Here is a 20,860-nt window from a genome sequence, read left to right on the forward strand (position 1 = left end):
ACGGCCCTGAGTGTGCTTGCGAGGGTCGAACATGCCATTAACCGCCGAATCGGACCGCCCAGCGACGAAGTTCTGGAGCTTGTCCCGCTTTCCCAATCACCCACAGGCAGGCGCGGTCGACGTGATCGATGCGCTGGCGATTTCCAAAGAGGAATTCACCCGCCGCTACGTCAATCGCAACCGTCCCTGCCTGGTCAAGAATGCGGTACGGCATTGGCCGGCTTTCCAGAAATGGCAACGCCTGGACTACCTCAAGGCGCATTCGCGCAACAGTGCGGTGGTGGTGCGCTCGCAGATCGTTTCCGAGGTCATCGGTTGGTCCAACCCAAAGGTCAAGGCCGAGCTGACCGAGTATGCCAACACGGTCTATCGGGAGATGCCGTTCCACCAGTTTCTCGACGACCTGAACGTGGGTGATTCACCGTTGGTGGCCGATAGCTGCCGGTTCTCCGAAGGCTCGGCCATCGAGCCGATGAAGGAGGATGTCGGTGGGTTGCCTTTCATGCCGCAGTTGGGCAAGTCCCGACACTACCCGCCCCATCGCAGTTTCCTGTACCGCAACTCCTACACCGATTGGCACTTCCATGTCGTCGACGAAACGTTCATGGCCCAAGTTGTCGGTGCCAAGGAAGTGTTGCTGTTACCGCCGGACGAAGCCAGCTGGCGGGCCTTGCGCCCGGTGATCGAGGAGGCGGGCTACCTGTACGACATCGACACCGGGCGTTTCCCTGGCACTCGAGCGTTGCGGGCACTGCGTACGGTGGTGGAACCGGGGGATGCGCTGTACATCCCGGTCTACTGGTGGCACGCCGTGCAATCGATGGACGATGAATTCGGCGCAACCGTCGCGGCGACATTCCCGACGCCCTTGCATGTCAGCGGCAACATCAGCTCGCCCATCGCCAGGCGGGTGTTGCGGACCTATCTGTTTTCCCGTTTTGCGCCGTTGATACTTGGCGCGGTGCTTTACTCTCTGGCCTATCGGCTGCTGGACAAGTTGATCGGTGTGGTCACGCCTCGCGATGTGCGCCCATGAGCGTGGGGAGCGGCCGCCGGGGTTTTGACCTGGGGCGCGGTTTCTATTTCCTCTGGTGCGGCGAGTCGCTGGCAGTGGTGGGTACGGCGTTGATGGAATTCGCCCTGGGGGTCTGGGTGTACAACCATACCGGTTCGGCGGTGGCCTTCGCCAACGTGGTACTGGCGGCGACATTGCCTGCGGTGTTGTTCTTGCCCTTGGCGGGTGGGCTGGCCGATCGGATCAGCCATCGGGTGATCATTGTCTGTTGCGATGTGACCCTGGCGGTGCTGCTCCTTGGGGTCATGGCGCTGCTCTGGTTCGAACGCCTGGAGCCATTGCACCTGTACATTTTCAATTGCCTGGCGTCGATTGTCGGCGCCTTTCGCAAACCGGCCTATCAGGCCGCCGTCAATACGATTGTCGCCCCCGACAAGTTCACCCGGGCCTCGGGGTTGATCAGTATCAGCAAGAACGCGTCGGCCCTGGTGGCACCGTTGTTGGCGGGGGCGATCATGGCCAGTGCCGGGTTGGTGACGATCCTGGCGGTGGACCTGATGACCTTCTGCTCCGGCACCTTGCTGGTGATCAAGGCGTTCTCCCATGTGCGAGGGGCGCCGGGTCGTCAGGACGGCGGGCCCAAAGGCACGGTGTTTGGCGGGGCGCTGGGAAATGTCGCCGCGGCGCTGAAGTTCTTTGTCGCCGAGCGGCTGATGGCCGGCCTGCTGGTCTACACCATGATGCGCACGGCGCTGCTGTCACTGGCCACCCTGATGATGACGCCGTTGCTACTGTCGACCCTGGGCAGTCAGGCCTTGGGCATGGCCTACACCTGGGCGGCCCTGGGTGGACTGGCGGGCGCGGGGCTGCTGATCTCGATGGGCAATCCACGTCGGTTGATGGCGCTGGTGGCGGTGGCCGATCTGTTGTTGGCGGGCTGTGTCGTCGCCTTGGGGCTGGTCTCGCAGCCCTTCGCCTACTGCGCACTGGCCTTTGTCGCAATCACCATGGCGAGCATCGCCGACGCCAGCGTGAACTCGCTGTGGATGCGCAGGATCCCCGCCGGCAGCCGTGCCAGTGTGTTTGCGTTGATCAGTATGTTGACCATCGCCACCACCAGCCTGGCGGTGATCGTCGGCGGTTTCCTGGTGGACCATTGGTTTCAGCCAGCGCTGATGCCCGGCGGGCTTTATGCCGACTCGATCGGACGCTGGCTGGGCGTAGGGCCTGGGCGTGGCGTGGGGTTGCTGTTCGTGGTGGCCGGCGGGTTGTTCGCGTTCCTGCCATTGAGCGTCTTGCTGTATGGGCCGATGCGTCGACTGGATGAGCCCCCGGCGCCGGTGGCGGCCACGCGGATGATCGAAAACCCCCAGGCCGAGCCCCTGTAATGCCGGTCGGCCCCGGTGTACCTGATTCCCGTGACAGACAGGCCAAGCCCGGTGGGTCAACCTTGGCAGGCTCTCCTGCTACGCCCCTCTCACCCGGCGGACAGGACTATCTGGCATCGCCAGCGGAATCGACAACCTCAATAAAAGGAGTACCTATGCGCCCGTCGTTTTATGATCCCAGCCGTTTTCCGCAACTGAAGAACCTGGCCGACAATTGGGAAGTGATCCGCGAGGAATTTCTGGCCCTCGATGCGCCAACCCTGACGATCAACCGCGTGGGCAAGCAGATCGCCGAGATCGTCGAGGAGATCGACGCTCACATGGCGGCTGGGGGAGAGTATGGCTGGCTCTGGGGATGGGGCGACGACATGGATATCATGCCGGAGTGGACCCAGTACGGCCTGGTGGCCTACGACACCCCGATCCCCTACGCACGCGACGCCATGCCCGGGACCATCGAGCTGCTGAGCAAGATTCCCGGCATCAAGCTTTGCGCCTTATTGCGCATGGAACCCAATGTGTTCCTCGGTACGCATTCTCATACCGGCACTTGGGAAGAAGGTCTGCTGCACATGCAATTGACCATCGACGCGCCTACCACACAGAACTATGCCTACCTTAATGTCAATGGCAGCTTTAACCAGAGCACCAACGGTAACCTGGTGATTTTCGATGGATCCCTGGACCACTTTGCGGTCAATGCGTCCAGGGCTCACCGTACTGTGCTGTACCTTGAGTTTCATCGTGAGAAGCACATGGTGGCTTGATGTGGATCCATGTCACCGGGAAGGGTGGCGACCGAAAGATTGAGGTCGCCGCGGCCCCCTTTTGTGGGAGCGAGCCAGCTCGCGAAGAGGCCGGCACATTTACTGTCTTCATTGACTGACCCACCGCTATCGCGAGCAAGCTCGCTCCCACATGGGTTCCTGGGTGCCTACAGATTCAGCATCCGCCAACAATCCACTGTGGGAGCGAGCTTGCTCGCGAAGAGGCCGGCACATTCAACATCTCATCGACTGACCCACCGCTATCGCGAGCAAGCTCGCACACAGGGGTTCCTGGGTGCCCACAGATTCAGCATCCGCCAACAATCCACTGTGGGAGCGAGCTTGCTCGCGAAGAGGCCGGCACATTTACCGTCTTCATCGACTGACCCACCGCTATCGCGAGCAAGCTCGCACACAGGGGTTCCTGGGTGCCCACAGATTCAGCATCCGCCAACAATCCACTGTGGGAGCGAGCTTGCTCGCGAAGAGGCCGGCACATTTACCGTCTTCATTGACTGACCCACCGCTATCGCGAGCAAGCTCGCTCCCACATGGGTTCCTGGGTGCCTACAGATTCAGCATCCGCCAACAATCCACTGTGGGAGCGAGCTTGCTCGCGATGACGGCGGCACATTCAATCCCGATGCAAGCTGAACCGCCGCTATCGCGAGCAAGCTCAGCTCCCCCGGGTTTTGCACTGCGCTCTATCCGGTCAGTCAGACCACCGTCGATTCGAGGGTCGATTCCAGGAAGTGGAAGGCGGTGTGTTTCGAGCGATGGGTCGACTCGAAGAACGCCAAATGGCTGCCATTACGCTCCACATGCAGCAAAGCGTCACTGATGGACTCGGCAATGTGCTTGGAACCGCCAATGTGGGTGGTTTCATCGGCATCGCCGGCGACGACCAGGGTGGGCGCCGTGATCTGCTCCAGCCGCGACTTCAACTCAGTCTTGTTCAGCGCATCGTTGAGTCGCGCATAGCGATAGAACAGCTCTTCGTTGACATAGGGGTAGAGCGCCGCATGGGCGATGGAGTCCGGAATGGTCGCCAGGGTCGCCTGGTCCAGGAACAACGCCTGCAGGTCGCTGGCTTCGTTGCGGTCCACGGCGGCCGATTCCATCAGCCACTCGAAGTTCTGCTGGTGGGTGGTACGCAGGCTGTCGTCTCCCAGATTGTAATCGCCGTGCCACAAGCTCAGGGAATTGACCCGGTCGGTGTGGATGGCAGCTGCGCTGAGGGCGATCACCGCGCCACCGCAGATACCCATCAAGTGCGCGCTTTGCAGGCCATAGTGGTTCATCACATTGATCAGGTCGCCCACCTGGGCATCGGTGTCCACGGACAATTGATCGAAGGAGGTGCAGGAACCGAACAGCCCGCGGGTTTCCCAGGTGACCACGAAGAACCTTTCACTCAGCGCATTGAACCAGTCGCGACACAAGTCGAACGGCATGCCGCAGGGCAGGGCGAGAACGATGGCTGGGCGGTTTCGATCGGTGCTGGCGTGCACCGACAGCGCCACATTGTCGCGGGTAATCAGGTGCAGTGTCTCGACCTCGGGCACGGCACCGCTGAAATCGAAGTGTCTGACCAGGCGCCCGAAGTCCTTGGCACTGTCGACATCGTCGAAGTGGTCATAGGCAAACTCGAGCGCCTGGCAGATTTTCTTGCTGATGAACATCTCGAAAGATGACAGTTGCGCTTCGCCGTCATGCACGTACTGCACGGCTTTGACGCCGATCCTGGCGAACGCGGTGCTGACCGCGCGTTCCGTGGCTCTCACGCTGGAGGAAGCCTGGTCGGGCGCCACGTCACTGCCCTGGGCCAAAAAGCTCAGGCAGATAGGATCGGGCAAATGGATGGCAAGGTGCCTAAGCATCCTTACGGTCTCACACAGGCGCGTCGCTGCGTCGGTGGAAGTAGTCATGGATTGGGGACTCCTGTCAGGCACGTTGCGCATGCCAACTGTCATATGGCATTGAAAAGATCAGACGGCTTCGAACTTCTTGCCTCGGGTTGTGTGGGTGACAAGGCGATTGTATTCAGGGGTCGTCTCGCCGATCACCTGCACCGCGCCGTACTTTTCAAGGCTGATACGTCCACCGTATTCCTCGATGTGGTCGGAGTCCGGGTAGATCTTCACGAACGACGGTACATAACGTGAGGCGAAGCCCATGCGCATGTCCTGGGACTCGCCGCTGTGGGGATAAGAAGCGTGCATCAGGGTCGACCAGAAAATGATGAACTGGCCGGCTTTCATCTGCATGGGCACGGCGGAGGCTTCGTCGGGCTTCCAGTTTTCGTCGATCTGCAACTGGCGATAGTCGTAGCCGAAGAAACCGCGCCGCACACCATCCTTGACCACCGAGCTGTTGTTGGCATCGGGATCGTAGGCCATGCGCTTGGTTTCGTCGTAGTTCATGCTGTTCTGGGTGCCGGGAATGAACTGCAGGCAACCGTTGGCGATGTTGGCGTCGGTGAAGGCGGTCCAGACGGTGATGGTGCCGCCGAAGTCTTCGTTTTCCGGCCAGAGAATCTGCGGCTTGCCCGAGGCGTTGGCGAAGGTGTCGGCCTGGTGCCAGTCGGTGCCTTCGTCGCCCGGGTATTTAGGGAAAAACTCAGTGCGCCAGCACAGCACGTCCGGGCCGAGGATGCTCTCGACGCGGTCGCAGATTTGCGGACGGCAGATGTGGCTGGCGAGGAATTCGTCGTCCAGGTGGCGATCGTAGTTGGCAATGTTGGTACCGCCGGAGATCGCATCCAGGTCCTGGTAGGCCGCGGCGCTGCGGTCGAGCAGGCGCAGACGGGTGCGCTTCCAGGTTTCTTTCATTTCTTCTGGCGAATAGGCGTCGAACGGTCCGATGAAACCGTTCTTTTCAAAGGACGCACGTTCTTCCGGGGTCAAGGCGAATTTTTTGCTCATGAGCTTTTCCTTTTCGATCAATGGGCTTGAACAAGGGAGCGCTGGATACAGCCGGCCAACACTTTGGCGGTCGCGCCATCTGCCAGCACACCTGGGTCGAGGTTGACCCGGTAATGGGCCTTGAACGTGCTCAACGAGCGGATCAGGGCCAGGGAGGTGCCGCCGAAGTCGAAGAAATCATCGTTCAGGCCGATGTTCTTCAGGCCGATGTCGTCCGACCAGACCTTGAGCACGAACTGCTCCTGCTCGGTGAGGCCCGGTTCGCTGGCGTGGTCCACTGTCGAGGTGGTGGAATCGGGCGAGGGCAGGCGGCCCTTGTCGATCTTGCCGTGGTCGGTGACCGGCAACGCGGCCAGTGGGATGTAGGCCGAGGGGCGCATGTAGTCCGGCAGGTTCGCGGCCACCTGTGCGGCCACTTCGCTGCGCACCTGTTCGGTCCAGGCCGCCACGCCGTGGGTCGGCACCACGTAGGTGACCAGGCGCCAGTCGCCATCGCCATAATCGTGACCGGCCACGTGGGCGGCGGCTACGGCGGGGCTGGCTTGCAGGCACGCCTCGACTTCGCCCGGCTCGATACGGAACCCACGGATCTTCAGTTGTTCATCGCAACGACCGGCGTAGCGGTACTCGCCATCGTCTCCCAGCACCAGCAGGTCGCCGGTGCGATAGGCACGGCTCGAAGTGCCCGGCAACCGGACGAAGCGCTCGGCGTTCAGGGCGGGACGATTCAGGTAGCCCAGGGCGACTCCGGCGCCTTCGATGTACAGCTCACCGGCGTTGCCTTGGGCCACCGGTTGTTGATCGGCGTCGAGCAGGTGCAGGCGCCAGCCGTCCAGCGGCGTGCCGATGGACACCATGGCGGCGCTTTCCAGGTCCTGGCCAAGCACACGTTTGAAGGTGGTGTGGACGGTGGCTTCGGTGATGCCGTACATGTTGATCAAGGCTGGCTTCTGATCGCCATGGCGCTCAACCCACGGCCTCAGTACGGTGGCTGGCAGCGCCTCGCCGCCGAACACCACATAGCGCAGGGCTAGTGGCGCAGTGGCAGAGCGGTCCGCCTCATCCAGGCCGCGGAACGCCGATGGCGTCTGGCTCAGGACAGTCACGCCCTGGTCGGCCAGCCATTGACGCGTGCCACTTGGCGAGCGCGAAACATCGTAGGGCACCACGGCGACGTGGCCTCCGTGGGCGAGGGCGCCCCAGATTTCCCACACCGAAAAGTCGAAACCGATGGAGTGGAACATCGACCAGACGTCGTTTTCGGTGAAGGCGAACGAGCGCTGGGTACTGTCCAACAGGCGGCTGACGTTACCGTGCGCCACCAATACACCCTTGGGCTCGCCGGTGGAACCGGAGGTATAGATGACATAGGCCGCGGCCTCGTCGGGGTTGCGGCGGTCGTTGGCGGGCAGCGGTTGCAGGGTCGGGCCGGCCAGCAGCTCGGCCAGGGCCAGGACGCGTACGGACGCGCTCTGGGGCAGGTCGGCGAGTTCACCGATCATCAGGCCCAGGCCGCTGTCGCGCACGATGTGTTCGACCCGCTTGCCGGGGTATTGCGGGTCGACCGGGACGTAGGCGCCGCCGGCCTTGAGGATGCCCAGCAGACTGATGACCAGGTCGACGCCACGTGGCAGGCACATCCCCACCAGCATGCCGTCCTGGACGCCTTCCTGGCGAAGCCTGGCCGCCAGCTGCGACGAAGCCGTGTCGAGTTGTGCGTAGCTCAATGAGCGAGAGGCGTCGGAAACCGCGGTTCGCTCAGGGAATTCACGGGCCCGGGCGACGAATATTTCATGCAGGAATGCACCGGGCGTGAGGGGGGCTGGCGCGGGGTTGACCGATCCGCCAGTGTTCTTAATCGGCATGACTAACGCTCCTGTTAAATGCCAGGCACAGCGTGTTTGCGTGTCGCAAACCGATGTGCTCGAGACGTCACTGCGACCCACGGCATCGTTTGCGGTACCTGTGCAATTCGCAGCTGACGCATTTCAGCACCGACTTCGTGCCGGCGTCTGTCGCGGGAAATGGGGACAAAGATCAGCCGCTCCGCAAACGCCCCGAGTAAACACCATGACCCCCTCTGTCCCGGTTTGCGGTGCCAGACATCATCCCGGATCAGTGTTTTTATCCTTGCCCGATGGTGGGGCGCATTGGTCCGGCCCTGCGACGTGGATCCGACGATCCGTGGTTCAGGAGTTATTCATGAGTCTTCAAACTGACGCATCGCCCGTCATACCCGCTGACGGGATGGCGGATTCGCTTGTCTGGCCAGGTCACGGGGCCGGCGAATCGGTCAGGCTGTCATTGCTCGCCGACGATTTGAGTTTGCCAGTGGTGATCGAGCCAATCGGACCGGGGCTGGATCCTTCGTTGTGGGCCAACACCCATCGCGAGGCCATCGAGGCGTTGCTGTGTCGTCACGGCGCGGTGCTGTTTCGTGGTTTTGACCTCGGCTCGGTGCCGGCCTTCGAGGCGTTCGCCGAAGCCTTGTCGCCCGGTTTGCACTGCAGCTACGGCGACTTGCCGAAGAAGGAGGGCGGACGCAATGTCTACCGCTCCACGCCGTATCCGGAGCGCGAGATGATCCTGTATCACAACGAGAGCTCGCACCTGGAAAGCTGGCCGCGCAAGCAATGGTTCTATTGCGAGCAGCCGTCACGGGTTGGCGGTGCCACGCCGCTGGCCGACATCCGCCAAGTGCTGCAAAGCCTGCCGCCGCAGGTGGTGGCTCGGTTCGAACAAAAAGGCCTGATGTACAGCCGCACTTTTACCGCTGGCGTCGAGCCGAGCTGGGCATCGTTCTTCGGCACCGGCGACCGCGCGGCCGTCGAACAGCGATGCCGGGAACAGGGCACCGATTTCGAATGGCTCGACGAAGAAACCCTGCAGGTGCGCACCCTCTGTCCAGCGGTTATCCAGCATCCGGTGACTGGGGAGCGGGCCTTTTTCAATCAGGTACAGCTGCACCATCCGTTCTGTCTCGGCGAGGAAATGCGCGAAGATCTGCTCGATATGTTCGGCGCCGATCGTCTGCCGCGCATGGTCAGTTACGGCGATGGAACGCCGATTGAAGACGACGTCATGGCATTGCTCGGTGAGGCCTATGAGGCCTGTGCGGTCAGGTTCGCCTGGCGCAAGGGCGATGTGGTGATGCTCGACAACATGTTGGCCGCCCACGCTCGCGACCCTTACGAGGAACCACGCCTCATCGTTGTGGCGATGGGCGAAATGACCGCCCGGGGCGATGTATGGCGACCGGCGTGAGCCCTTTCGCGACTCCATTGAAGGATAGCAACCCATGAAAAAAGAGAAGAAAGCGAAGAAGCCCAAGCCAGGCTCGGTCATGCGCCTGCTGTGGCGTAATCATCCCTGGCTGACGCTCTTTACGTTGATCTGCGGTGTCATCAGCGGCGTGGCGTCCATCGCGGTGGTGAGCGTGATCAACGAGGCTATCCACAATGACGGCTCGCGCCTGCATGCGCTGTACTGGTTCATCGGGCTCAGTGCCACGGCGCTGATCCTGCGCAACGGTGCGGCGCTGTTCCCGGCCTACGCCAGCATGCGGATCATGACTCGCTTGCGTATTGCGCTGTGCCGCAAGATTCTCGCCACGCCACTGGAAGAAGTGGACCGGCGCGGCCCGCCCAATGTGCTGACGATGCTGACCAACGACATCCCGCAATTGAATACGACACTGATCATCATGCCCACGATCCTGGTGGAGACGACGGTTTTTCTGTTCGGCATCGGCTACCTGGCCTACCTGTCCTGGGTCGTGCTGGCCTTGACGGTGTCACTGATGATCCTGGGGGTGGGGCTGTATCTGTTCTTCTTTTCCTGTGGCGTGCGGAACACCTCTCGTGTGCGGGACGAATACACCGCGTTCAATGAATACACCCACGCGCTGGTGTTCGGCCTCAAGGAGCTCAAGCTCAATGGCGTGCGACGCCGTTGGTTCGGTCGCTCGGCCATCGAGGCGTCTTCCACCCGTGTAGCGCGCTACAACTTCGTCGAGCGCCTGTGGTACACCGCCGCCGACAACGTCGGGCAATTCACGCTGTCGTTGCTGATCGGTTGCCTGCTGTTCGCCGCGCCCCTGGTCGGTGCCATCGATCCGAAAATCATGACCGCCAGCGTCCTGGCCGTGTTGTACATCATGGGCCCGCTGTCGTTGCTGGTTGGGGCGATGCCCTTGCTGGCAGCGGGACGGGTGGCGTGTACGCGTCTTTCGGAGTTCGGTTTCTCGATCAACGATCCGCACCCGGAACCCATCGAGACCGAGGTGCCCAAGGTTCATCTGCTGGAGCACAAGAAGTCGTGGAATCGCATCGAATTGAAAGCCGTGCGCATGCATTACCAGGAGTTGCACGCCGAGACCGGTTTCTCCCTGGGGCCCATCGACCTGACGGTGCAGGCAGGCGAGTTGATCTACATCGTCGGTGGCAACGGTTGCGGTAAAAGCACCTTGGCCAAGCTCCTCTGCGGGCTCTACATCCCCCAGGAGGGGGTGGTCCAGCTCGATGGCAAGCCTGTCACGGATGAAAATCGCAACGACTATCGCGATCTGTTCTCCGCGGTGTTTTCCGATTTCCATCTGTTCAACCGGCTCATCGGCCCCGACGAAGAGGACGGCAGCCCGACACTGGCGAGCAAGTACTTGGAAACCTTGGGGCTGGCCGACAAGATCAAGATCGAAGGGCAGGGGTATTCAACCCTGAAGGCCTTGTCTTATGGCCAGCAAAAACGCCTGGCACTGGTGTGCGCCTACATGGAAGACCGGTCGGTCTACGTGCTGGACGAATGGGCCGCGGACCAGGATCCACCGTTCAAGAAGTTCTTCTACGAGGAACTGCTGCCCGACCTCAAGCGTCGTGGCAAGACGGTGCTGATCATTACCCATGACGACCAGTACTTCCAACTGGCTGATCGCATCATCAAGTTGTCGGATGGCCAGATTGTTTCCGACATCAACTGCGCCTTGCGCGACAAGCGAGCCTGAATGTCCATTCAGGCCCCATCGTCCGGCTTGCGATGTCGCGACAGTACCGCTGAAAAACCGTGAAAAACGCTTGGCATCAACTTCACCCGGCAGACGTGTGTCCACCGCCGGGTGGCGATGCCATGCAAGAACGCTCCGGTCGCTCGATCGCCCCATGCCGCGCTGGCTACTTGCGCGGATTTGCATCAACTCCAGGCGTGCCTGTTGCATTCAACCCGGGCAGCACTGACAAATCTCTGAGAAGGAACGTATGGAATTTATCTTTGCGCGTGCTGTGGATGGCGTTGTTGCAATGGGGCTGCCGGCCGACCGGCGTGATGAAAAACCACGGGGCCGGAAGGCTCCGGGCGGTTCGTCGTGGGTGTGCGTACGAGTGTCGGAGGGGTGGGTATGAATCAGTTTCTCCAGCTCTCGACAAGCTACCCTCTGACGACAGCGCAGCGGGACATCTGGCTGGACCAGATGACCAAGGGCGATTCTCCCCTGTACAACATCGGTGGCTATCTCCATATCCAGGGTGCCATCGACCCTGAGCGTTTTCAGCGGGCGGTCGACCTGTTGATTGAAAAATATGACGCCCTGCGTACGGTATTGCATTACGGCGCCGACGGCGTGCCCATGCAGACAATGGCAGAGACATTGGAGGCGCGGGTTCCCGTGCTGGATTTTTCCGATCGGCCCGACCCAGAGGCAGCGGTCCATGCCTGGATGCAACAACGGATGGCGGTCGCCATCAGGTTGGATGAAAGTCCTTTGTTCCGGTTCTATCTGGCTAAACTCGGTGACACGTCGTTTTATTTTGTGATGCACCTTCACCATATCATCCTGGACGGATGGGGCGTCGGTTTGGTGCTCACTTCGCTGGGTGAACTCTATGACGCTCTGGAGAACGACCAGCCGCCTGACCTGTCGGCACCGTCCTATGTCGGCTTCATCGAAGAAGATGCCCGCTATCGTGATTCCCCTCGTTTCAAGCTCGATGAGGCGTACTGGCTGGACAAATACCAGGACGTTCCGGATCCACTGTTCATCGCACGTCACCATGATCAGTCGCCCGGGGTCCTGGCTCCCAGTGCTCAAGCCTTGTATCGCTTCGCCCACACCTTGAGCGATCGAATCGATGTCCTGGCGCAAGCGCATCAGGCGTCACGTTTTTCGGTGCTGCTGGCTGCACTGTATGTCTTTTTCATACGGACCACCCAACGTGATGAATTGGTGATCGGCCTGCCGATCCTGAACCGCCCCAATGCCACCTTCAAGAAAACGGCGGGGCTGTTCACGCAGGTCAGTGCCGTGCGCTTCAAGTTCGCCAGCGACTTGTCATTTGGCGAGTTGATACGTGGCGTGACCCGCACACTCAAACAGGACTATCGCAACCAGCGGTTCCCCCTGAGCGAGATGAACCGTTCGCTAGAGTTGCGGCGCGACAACCGCGCGCAACTGTTCGACGTTTCGTTCTCCTATGAGCAGGAAGATCGTCGGTTCATGTTCGGACAGGCGCCGGCTCATTTCGTGATGGGCTCGAACGGCCAGGAACAGATGCCGCTGTCCATCCATATCCGGAGCAACCCGCACGACGACAATGCCTGGCTGCACTGGATCTACAACGAAAGCTACTTCCAGGCCGATGAAATCGAGTCGATGGCCGATCGATTCATGCATGTGCTGGAGCAAGGCTTGCGTGACGATACATTGCCGATCGAGGGCTTCATTCTGCCGACTGCGACCGAAGCGGACATGCTTGAGGCCTGGAACGCGAGCGATGCGCGCACGTATGAGCATGACCACACGATCCATGGCCTGTTCGAAGCGCAGGCACGGGCCCAAGCTGACGCGGTAGCGGTGGTGCATGAAGACCGTTGCCTGACTTATGGCGAACTCAACGCCCGGGCGAATCAGGTGGCGCACCGGTTGTTAATCCTCGGAGTCCGCCCGGACGACCGCGTGGCGATCTGTGTCGAGCGCGGTCTGGACATGATCATCGGCCTGCTGGGCATCCTGAAATCCGGTGCCGGCTATGTGCCGCTGGATCCGGCCTATCCCCAGGAGCGCCTGGCCTTCATGCTCGACGACAGTGCGCCGGTTGCTTTGCTCACTCAATCGACGCTGCAGGTTCAGCTGCCGGCGTTGCAAGTCCCGGTGGTGTTGCTTGACCAGGCCGAAGCGGCGGGTATCAGCGCACAGCCACGGTTCAACCCTGATGTGCGTGCCCTGGCCTCGCACCACTTGGCCTATGTGATCTACACCTCCGGTTCCACTGGTCTGCCCAAGGGTGTGATGGTCGAACACCGCAACGTCGCACGGCTGTTTTCGGCGACCCAACCCTGGTTCGATTTTGGTCCGCAGGATGTGTGGGCGCTGTTCCATTCCTTCGCCTTCGATTTCTCGGTCTGGGAAATCTGGGGCGCGTTGACCCACGGTGGCCGCTTGCTGGTGGTGCCGCAACTGGTCAGTCGTTCTCCGCAAGACTGCTACGCGCTGCTGTGCGAGGCCGGTGTGACCGTGCTGAACCAGACGCCAAGCGCTTTCCGGCAACTGATCGTGGCCCAGGGTGAGAGCGATCTGTGCCATAGCCTGCGCCAGGTGATCTTTGGCGGCGAAGCGCTGGAAACCAGCATGCTCAAGCCGTGGTATGCCCGTTCGACCAATGCCGGGACGCAGTTGGTGAACATGTATGGCATCACCGAAACGACGGTGCATGTGACTTACCGCGCATTGTGTGCCGCGGATGCGCAACTGACCGGCGTCAGCCCGATCGGCAAGCGTATTCCCGATCTGCGCCTGTACCTGCTCGACAAATACGGCCAACCGGTGCCGGTAGGCGTGGAGGGTGAGTTGTATGTAGGGGGCGCGGGCGTGGCGCGGGGTTACCTGAACCGGCCCCAGCTTGACGAAACGCGATTCCTGGCCGACCCGTTCGACGGTGGGGCTCATGGGCGAATGTACCGTACCGGTGACCTTGGCCGCTGGCTGAAAAACGGTGAACTGGAATACCTGGGGCGCAACGATGAACAGGTAAAGATCCGTGGTTTCCGCATTGAGCTGGGCGAGATCGAAGCGAAGCTGGCGGTATGCGCGCAGGTGCGCGAAGCGGTGGTGATCGCCCGTGAAGACAACCCGGGGGACAAGCGCCTGGTGGCTTATGTGGTGGCCGACGCAGGTCGGCCACTCTCGGTGGCTGACCTGCGGGACCAATTGCTGGGCTTGTTGGCTGACTACATGGTGCCGAGTGCATTCGTGTTGCTGGATGCGCTCCCATTGACGACCAACGGCAAGCTGGACCGCAAGGCCCTGCCGGCGCCCGATTCACAGGCCTATGCCCGTCGCAGCTACGAAGCCCCGGAAGGCGCAGTGGAAACTGTTCTGGCCAGGCTTTGGGCCGAACTGCTCGGTGTGGAACAGGTGGGGCGGCACGATCGGTTCTTCGAATTGGGCGGCCACTCCTTGCTGGCGGTCAAGCTGATCGAACGCATGCGCCAGGTCAAGCTGCACGCCGATGTGGGGGTTCTCTTTGGCCAGCCGACGTTGGCATCGCTGGCCGCCGCCACGGGTGTCAGCAATGGCATCGTGGTACCGGACAACATGATTGCCCACGGGGTCGAACGCATCACACCGGACATGCTGCCACTGGCAACGCTGACCCAGGACGAGATCGATCGAGTGGTCGCGGCAGTGCCGGGCGGCGTGGGCAATGTCCAGGATATCTATGGGCTTGTGCCGTTGCAGGAAGGCATCCTGTATCACCACCTGGCGACCGAGGAAGGCGATCCTTACCTGTTGCAGATTCTGTTGCGCATCGACAGCCGCCAACAGCTCGATGCTATTGTGCAGGCTTTGCAAGTGGCGATTGAACGCCATGACATTCTGCGTACCTCGGTGGCGTGGGAAGGCTTGGGCGAGCCGGTCCAAGTGGTCTGGCGCCAGGCACGGCTGATGGTCGAAGAACTCGGTCTGGATGCGGCTGAAGGCGATATCGCTGGCCAGATGCAGCGCCGTTTCGATCCGCGTCACACCCGCTTCGATCTGCGCCAGGCGCCGATGATGCGCATTCATTTCACCGAAGATCTCACCCACGGCAACTGGGTCGCGGTGTTGTTGTTCCATCACCTGATTGACGACGCCACCTCCCTGGGGATGCTGGGCAAGGAGATCGAGGCGCATCTGGAGGGCCGTTCGGCCGAACTGCCGGTATCGGTGCCTTACCGCAACTATGTGGCGCAGGTGCGGCTGGCAGGCAATCACGAACACCATGAGGCGTTCTTCAGCGAGATGCTGGGGGACATAGACGAGCCGACATTACCGTTCGGTCTGCGGGATGTGCAGGGCGATGGTGTCGGTGTCGAAGAGATGGTGTTGCCGCTGGCCGCCGATCTGGCCCAGCGGTTGCGTACCCAGGCACGGCGCCTGGGAGTGAGTGCGGCCAGTCTGCATCACCTGGCCTGGGGTCAGGTAGTGGGGCGTTTGTCCGGTCGCCAGGAGGTGGTGTTTGGCACGGTACTGATGGGACGCCTGCACAGTGGGCAGGAAGCCGGCCATGCCCTGGGCATGTTCGTCAACACACTGCCCTTGCGCGTCGAAGCGGGAGGCCAGGGGGTATTGGCCGCGCTGAAAGCGACCCACGCGCGGTTGGCGACCCTGCTGAGGCATGAACACGCGCCATTGTCCCTGGCGCAGCGTTGCAGCGGCGTCGCCGCGCCGACCCCCTTGTTCAGCGCGCTGATGAATTACCGGCAGACAGCCGTGGCGGCGCAGGCACCCAAGGCGGTCGGTGAAGGGCGTCGCTGGGCCGGGGCGCAAATTCTGAGCGGCGAAGAGCGCACCAACTATCCGCTGACGCTGTCCGTGGACGATCTCGGCGACGGCTTCAGCCTGACCGTTCAAGCGGTGGTCGAAATCGGTGCGCGGCGGATCGGCGCCTATATGGAAGCGGCGTTGACGAGCCTGGCGGCGGCGTTGGAGCGTGCGGTTGAATCGCCCCTGGCGGATTTGACGATTTTGCCGGCCTTGGAGCGCGAACAACTGCTGGTGACATTCAACGCCACCGCAGCCGACTATCCGCAGCAGCAAACGATTCATGGTCTATTCGAGAACCAGGTCCAGCGTACGCCGGAGGCCGTGGCGGTGATTCGTGGCGAGCAGCGCCTGAGCTACCGCGAGTTGAACGAGCGGGCCAACCGCCTGGCCCATTACCTGCGCAAACAGGGCGTGCAGCCCGATTCGCGGGTGGCGATCTGCGTCGAACGCGGTATCGAGATGGTCGTGGGATTGCTGGCGATTCTCAAGGCCGGCGGCGGTTATGTACCGCTGGATCCGGCTTATCCGCTGGATCGCATCGCCTACATGCTGGAAGACAGTGCGCCGACGGCGGTGTTGGCGCAGACGGCGACCCTTGAATTGCTGGCCGCAGCCTCGATGCCAGTGATCAATCTCGACAGCGGCGATTGGCAGGACGAGTCCGTCCAGAATCCGCAGATGGCTGAGCTGATGTCCTCACACCTGGCCTATGTCATCTACACCTCCGGTTCGACTGGTCTGCCCAAGGGCGTGATGATCGAGCACCGCAATACAGTGAATTTCCTGACCTGGGCGCATCGCTCGTTTGACGCTCAAACCCTGTCGAAAACCCTGTTCTCGACGTCGCTGAACTTCGATCTGGCGGTCTACGAGTGCTTCGCGCCGTTGACCTCGGGCGGCAGCATCGAAGTGGTCACTAATGTGCTGGAACTGCAAGAGGGCGAGCACGACATCACCCTGATCAATACCGTGCCGTCGGCGCTCAAGGCGTTGCTGGAATCCGGCGGATTGGGCGAGGGCATCGACACGGTGAATGTCGCCGGTGAAGCGCTCAAGCGCAGTCTGGTTGACACTTTATTCGAACAGACCCAGGTCAAGCGCCTGTGCAACCTCTACGGCCCTTCGGAAACCACGACCTATTCAAGCTGGGTGTCGATGGCCCGCGAAGATGGGTTTGCCGCGCATATCGGCAAACCGGTGGCGAACACCCAGTTCTATCTGTTGGACGAGCACAAACAACCCGTGCCACTGGGCGTTCCGGGCGAAATCTACATCGGTGGTGCCGGGGTCGCTCGTGGTTATCTGAACCGCGATGACCTGACGGCCGAGCGCTTCCTGAAAGATCCATTCAGCACGGCTCAAAATGCGCGCATGTATCGCACTGGCGACCTGGGCCGCTACCTGCCGGACGGCAACATCGAATACCTGGGCCGTAACGACGATCAGGTGAAGATCCGCGGTTTTCGTATCGAGCTGGGGGAGATCGAAGCCAAACTCGCCCAGGCTCCAAACATCAAGGAAACCGTGGTCGTGGCCCGTGAAGACGTGCCGGGTGACAAGCGCCTGGTGGCTTATTTCACCCAACACTCGCCGGACGAAACAGTAGAGATCGAAGCCCTGCGCACGCACCTGCAAGCGCAACTGCCGGCATACATGGTGCCCGTCGCCTACGTGCGCCTGGATGCCTTGCCACTGACACCGAACGGCAAGCTCGACCGCAAAGCCCTGCCGGCGCCGGACCTCGACGCGCTGATCACCCGTGGCTACGAAGCCCCGCAAGGCGAGGTCGAAACCACCCTGGCGCAGCTCTGGCAAGAGGTGCTCAAGGTCGAGCGCGTCGGCCGTCATGACCATTTCTTCGAGTTGGGCGGGCACTCGCTGTTGGCCGTCAGCCTGATCGAGCGGATGCGCCAGGCCGGCTTGAGCGCCGATGTGCGCATATTGTTCAATCAACCGACCTTGGCCGCGCTGGCGGCGGCAGTGGGGACTGGCAACGAGGTGACTGTCCCGGCAAACCTGATTCCTTTGGGTTGCGAACACATCACCCCAGCCATGCTGCCGCTGGCAAAGTTGAGTCAGGAGGCCATCGACCGCATCGTATCGGCGGTGCCGGGCGGTGCGCGCAACGTGCAGGACATCTATCCGCTGGCGCCGCTGCAGGAAGGCATCCTTTACCATCACCTCGCCGCCGAGCAAGGCGATCCCTATGTGCTGCAAGCGCAGTTCACCTTCGACAGCCGCGAACGCCTGGACGATTTCACCCAGGCCTTGCAGGGAGTAATCGACCGCCACGACATCTTGAGGTCATCCATGGCCTGGGAAGGGCTGGACGAACCGGTGCAAGTGGTCTGGCGCAAGGCGGTACCGGGTGTTGAGCACGTCATCCTGCACCCTGAGGAGGGTGACATTCTCGCTCAGTTGAAGGCGAGCTTCGACGTCAGTCACGAGCGCCTGGATATCCGCCAGGCGCCGTTGATGCGCGTTCGGTTCGCCCAGGACGCCGTCAACCAGCGTTGGCTGGCGACCTTGCTGGTCCATCACATGGCGCTCGACCACACGGCGCTGGAAGTGATGCGCCACGAGATACAGATGCACTTGCAGGGCCACGCCGGTCAGTTGGGCGACGCGGTGCCTTATCGCAACTATGTGGCCCAGGTGTGCCTGGGCGTGAGTCGTGAAGAGCACGAAACGTTTTTCCGCGCGATGCTCGGCGACATCGACGAGCCGACGCTGCCGTTCGGCCTGCAGGATGTCCGTGGCGATGGAAGCAGTATCGAGGAGGCCCAGCAGGCCATCTCGACGGAGCTGAGCCGCCGTCTGCGTCTGCAGGCGCGCCAATTGGGCGTGAGTGCCGCGAGCCTGTATCACTTGGCCTGGGCCCAGGTGCTGGGCCGGGTTTCGGGGCGCGAAGAGGTGGTGTTCGGCACGGTGTTGATGGGGCGGATGCAGGGCGGCGAAGGGGCCGACCGCGCCTTGGGAATGTTCATCAACACCTTGCCGATCAGTGTGCAAGTCGGTGCACAAAGCGTGCGCGACGGCGTGCTGACGACTCACGCGCGGCTGAGCGGGCTGTTGGGCCATGAGCATGCTTCCCTGGCGTTGGCCCAACGTTGCAGTGGCGTGATTGCACCAACGCCATTGTTCAGCGCATTGCTCAACTACCGTCATTCGGTCGCCGAGCCTAATGCGTTGGAAGCGTTGTCGACATGGGAAGGGATCGAGGAACTGGGCGGCGAAGAACGCACCAACTATCCACTGGTGCTGTCCGTGGATGATCTCGGCGACGGCTTCAGCCTGACCGTTCAGGCGGTGGCCGAAATCGGCGCACGGCGGATCGGTGCCTATATGGAAGCGGCATTGACGAGCCTGGTCGTGGCGTTGGAGTGTGCGGCTGGAACGTCATTGTCTGATTTGACGATCTTGCCAGCGCAGGAGCGTGATCGGTTGCTGGTGACGTTCAACGCCACCGAGGCGGATTATCCGCATCAGCAAACGATTCATGAATTGTTTGGAGAGCAGGTCCAGCGTACGCCGGAGGCGGTGGCGGTGATCTGTGGCGAGCAGCGCCTGAACTACCGCGAGTTGAACGAGCGGGCCAACCGCCTGGCCCATTACCTGCGCAAACAGGGCGTGCAGCCCGATTCGCGGGTGGCGATCTGCGTCGAACGCGGTATCGAGATGGTCGTGGGGTTGCTGGCGATTCTCAAGGCTGGCGGCGGTTATGTACCGCTGGATCCGGCGTATCCGCTGGATCGCATCGCCTACATGCTGGAAGACAGTGCGCCGGCGGCGGTGTTGGCGCAGACGGCGACCCTTGAATTGCTGGCCGCAGCATCAATGCCGGTGATCGATCTCGACAGTGGCTTGTGGCAGGGCGAATCGTCGCTGGATCCTGAAGTCACTGGCCTGACGTCCTCTCATCTGGCCTATGTCATCTACACCTCGGGTTCGACCGGTCTGCCCAAGGGCGTGATGATCGAGCACCGCAACACGGTGAACTTCCTGACCTGGGCCCATCGTTCGTTCGATGACGCCACGTTGTCGAAAACCCTGTTCTCGACGTCGCTGAACTTTGACCTGGCCGTCTATGAGTGCTTCGCGCCGTTGACCTCGGGTGGCAGCATCGAAGTGGTCACTAATGTGCTGGAACTGCAACAGGGCGAGCACGACATCACGCTGATCAATACCGTGCCGTCGGCGCTCAAGGCCTTGCTGGAATCCGGCGGATTGGGCGAGGGCGTCGACACGGTCAACGTCGCCGGCGAAGCCTTGAAGCGCAGCCTGGTGGAGGCCTTGTTCGAACAGACTCAGGTCAAGCGCCTGTGCAACCTCTACGGCCCTTCGGAAACCACGACCTATTCAAGCTGGGTATCGATGGCCCGCGAAGATGGGTTTGCCGCGCATATCGGCAAACCCGTGGCAAACACCCAGTTCTATCTGCTGGATGAGCATAAACAACCTGTGCCGTTGGGCGTGCCGGGTGAAATCTACATCGGTGGTGCCGGGGTCGCTCGTGGTTACTTGAACCGCGACGACCTCACGGCCGAACGCTTCCTGAAAGATCCGTTCAGCGCCGTTCCAAACGCCCGCATGTACAAGACCGGCGACTTGGGCCGCTACCTGGCGGACGGCAACATCGAATACCTGGGCCGTAACGATGACCAAGTGAAGATCCGCGGTTTCCGCATCGAACTGGGGGAGATCGAAGCCAAGCTCGCGCAACACGATGCCTTGAACGAAACCGTAGTCCTGGCCCGTGAGGACGTACCGGGCGACAAGCGCCTGGTCGCCTATTTCACCCAGCATTCGCCAGACGATTCGGTAGACATCGAAGCCTTGCGCGCCTACCTGCAAGCGCAACTGCCGGCCTACATGGTGCCCGTCGCCTACGTGCGTCTGGATGCATTGCCATTGACGCCGAACGGCAAACTCGACCGCAAGGCCCTGCCGGCGCCGGATCTCGACGCGCTGAT

The 20,860-nt window shown here is 61.5% G+C and carries 8 protein-coding genes and 3 pseudogenes; 8 read left to right on the forward strand and 3 right to left on the reverse strand.

What is annotated here, in order from left to right; genetic code table 11:
• Positions 1-31 precede the first annotated feature (31 nt).
• The 3 genes from AB7M32_RS17090 to AB7M32_RS17100 all read left to right on the forward strand — a co-directional run bounded on the left by AB7M32_RS17090 (position 32) and on the right by AB7M32_RS17100 (position 3,170).
• Positions 32-1,036 carry a cupin-like domain-containing protein gene (locus AB7M32_RS17090; RefSeq protein WP_072412266.1) on the forward strand — a complete coding sequence of 335 codons (1,005 nt, stop codon included), beginning with the start codon at positions 32-34 and terminating at the stop codon, positions 1,034-1,036.
• Positions 1,033-2,403, forward strand: coding sequence for an MFS transporter (locus AB7M32_RS17095; protein ID WP_454250669.1), 1,371 nt, complete (start codon positions 1,033-1,035; stop codon positions 2,401-2,403). Before AB7M32_RS17090 ends, AB7M32_RS17095 begins: the two co-directional genes overlap by 4 nt.
• A 155-nt stretch (positions 2,404-2,558) precedes the next feature.
• Positions 2,559-3,170, forward strand: coding sequence for an aspartyl/asparaginyl beta-hydroxylase domain-containing protein (locus AB7M32_RS17100; RefSeq protein WP_060742635.1), 612 nt, complete (start codon positions 2,559-2,561; stop codon positions 3,168-3,170).
• A gap of 716 nt (positions 3,171-3,886) precedes the next feature.
• Here the strand turns inward: AB7M32_RS17100 and AB7M32_RS17105 are convergent.
• From AB7M32_RS17105 to syrB1, 3 genes are read right to left on the reverse strand one after another with little or no spacing between them, the layout of a single operon-like run.
• Positions 3,887-5,098 (reverse strand): alpha/beta fold hydrolase, encoded by a 1,212-nt coding sequence (locus tag AB7M32_RS17105; RefSeq protein ID WP_454250670.1) that lies wholly within the window; start codon positions 5,096-5,098, stop codon positions 3,887-3,889.
• A gap of 60 nt (positions 5,099-5,158) precedes the next feature.
• Complete coding sequence (gene syrB2 / locus AB7M32_RS17110) at positions 5,159-6,094, reverse strand: syringomycin E biosynthesis L-threonyl-[L-threonyl-carrier protein] 4-chlorinase SyrB2 (protein WP_060742633.1); 936 nt, start codon at positions 6,092-6,094, stop codon at positions 5,159-5,161.
• Between the two features lie 17 nt (positions 6,095-6,111).
• The gene (gene syrB1 / locus AB7M32_RS17115) at positions 6,112-7,959 is read right to left on the reverse strand and encodes a syringomycin E biosynthesis L-threonine--[L-threonyl-carrier protein] ligase SyrB1 (RefSeq protein ID WP_454250671.1); all 1,848 of its coding nucleotides are present in this window, start codon (positions 7,957-7,959) and stop codon (positions 6,112-6,114) included.
• A gap of 337 nt (positions 7,960-8,296) precedes the next feature.
• Between syrB1 and AB7M32_RS17120 the strand changes: the two genes are divergently transcribed.
• The 5 genes and pseudogenes from AB7M32_RS17120 to AB7M32_RS17140 form a co-directional block, all read left to right on the forward strand.
• A complete protein-coding gene (locus AB7M32_RS17120; protein ID WP_454250672.1) occupies positions 8,297-9,358 on the forward strand; it encodes a TauD/TfdA family dioxygenase in 1,062 nt (353 codons plus the stop codon).
• A gap of 34 nt (positions 9,359-9,392) precedes the next feature.
• Positions 9,393-11,093, forward strand: coding sequence for a cyclic peptide export ABC transporter (locus AB7M32_RS17125; protein ID WP_454250673.1), 1,701 nt, complete (start codon positions 9,393-9,395; stop codon positions 11,091-11,093).
• Between the two features lie 462 nt (positions 11,094-11,555).
• A pseudogene (locus AB7M32_RS17130) lies at positions 11,556-12,776 on the forward strand (condensation domain-containing protein); the annotation flags it as partial.
• Positions 12,777-12,803: 27 nt separating this feature from the next.
• Positions 12,804-18,178: pseudogene (locus AB7M32_RS17135) on the forward strand (amino acid adenylation domain-containing protein); the annotation flags it as partial.
• Positions 18,075-20,774: pseudogene (locus tag AB7M32_RS17140) on the forward strand (non-ribosomal peptide synthetase); the annotation flags it as partial. The pseudogenes AB7M32_RS17135 and AB7M32_RS17140, both read left to right, overlap by 104 nt.
• Positions 20,775-20,860 lie beyond the last annotated feature (86 nt).

This window comes from Pseudomonas sp. R151218B TE3479 (assembly GCF_053629195.1).

What these genes read in the sequence shown, in the direction of transcription:
- AB7M32_RS17100 (WP_060742635.1), top strand. Translation starts at nt 2,559, where the DNA reads ATGCGCCCGTCGTTTTATGATCCCAGCCGTTTTCCGCAACTGAAGAAC.
- AB7M32_RS17090 (WP_072412266.1), top strand. Translation starts at nt 32, where the DNA reads ATGCCATTAACCGCCGAATCGGACCGCCCAGCGACGAAGTTCTGGAGC.
- syrB1 (WP_454250671.1), bottom strand. Translation starts at nt 7,959, where the DNA reads ATGCCGATTAAGAACACTGGCGGATCGGTCAACCCCGCGCCAGCCCCC.
- AB7M32_RS17105 (WP_454250670.1), bottom strand. Translation starts at nt 5,098, where the DNA reads ATGACTACTTCCACCGACGCAGCGACGCGCCTGTGTGAGACCGTAAGG.
- syrB2 (WP_060742633.1), bottom strand. Translation starts at nt 6,094, where the DNA reads ATGAGCAAAAAATTCGCCTTGACCCCGGAAGAACGTGCGTCCTTTGAA.
- AB7M32_RS17095 (WP_454250669.1), top strand. Translation starts at nt 1,033, where the DNA reads ATGAGCGTGGGGAGCGGCCGCCGGGGTTTTGACCTGGGGCGCGGTTTC.
- AB7M32_RS17120 (WP_454250672.1), top strand. Translation starts at nt 8,297, where the DNA reads ATGAGTCTTCAAACTGACGCATCGCCCGTCATACCCGCTGACGGGATG.
- AB7M32_RS17125 (WP_454250673.1), top strand. Translation starts at nt 9,393, where the DNA reads ATGAAAAAAGAGAAGAAAGCGAAGAAGCCCAAGCCAGGCTCGGTCATG.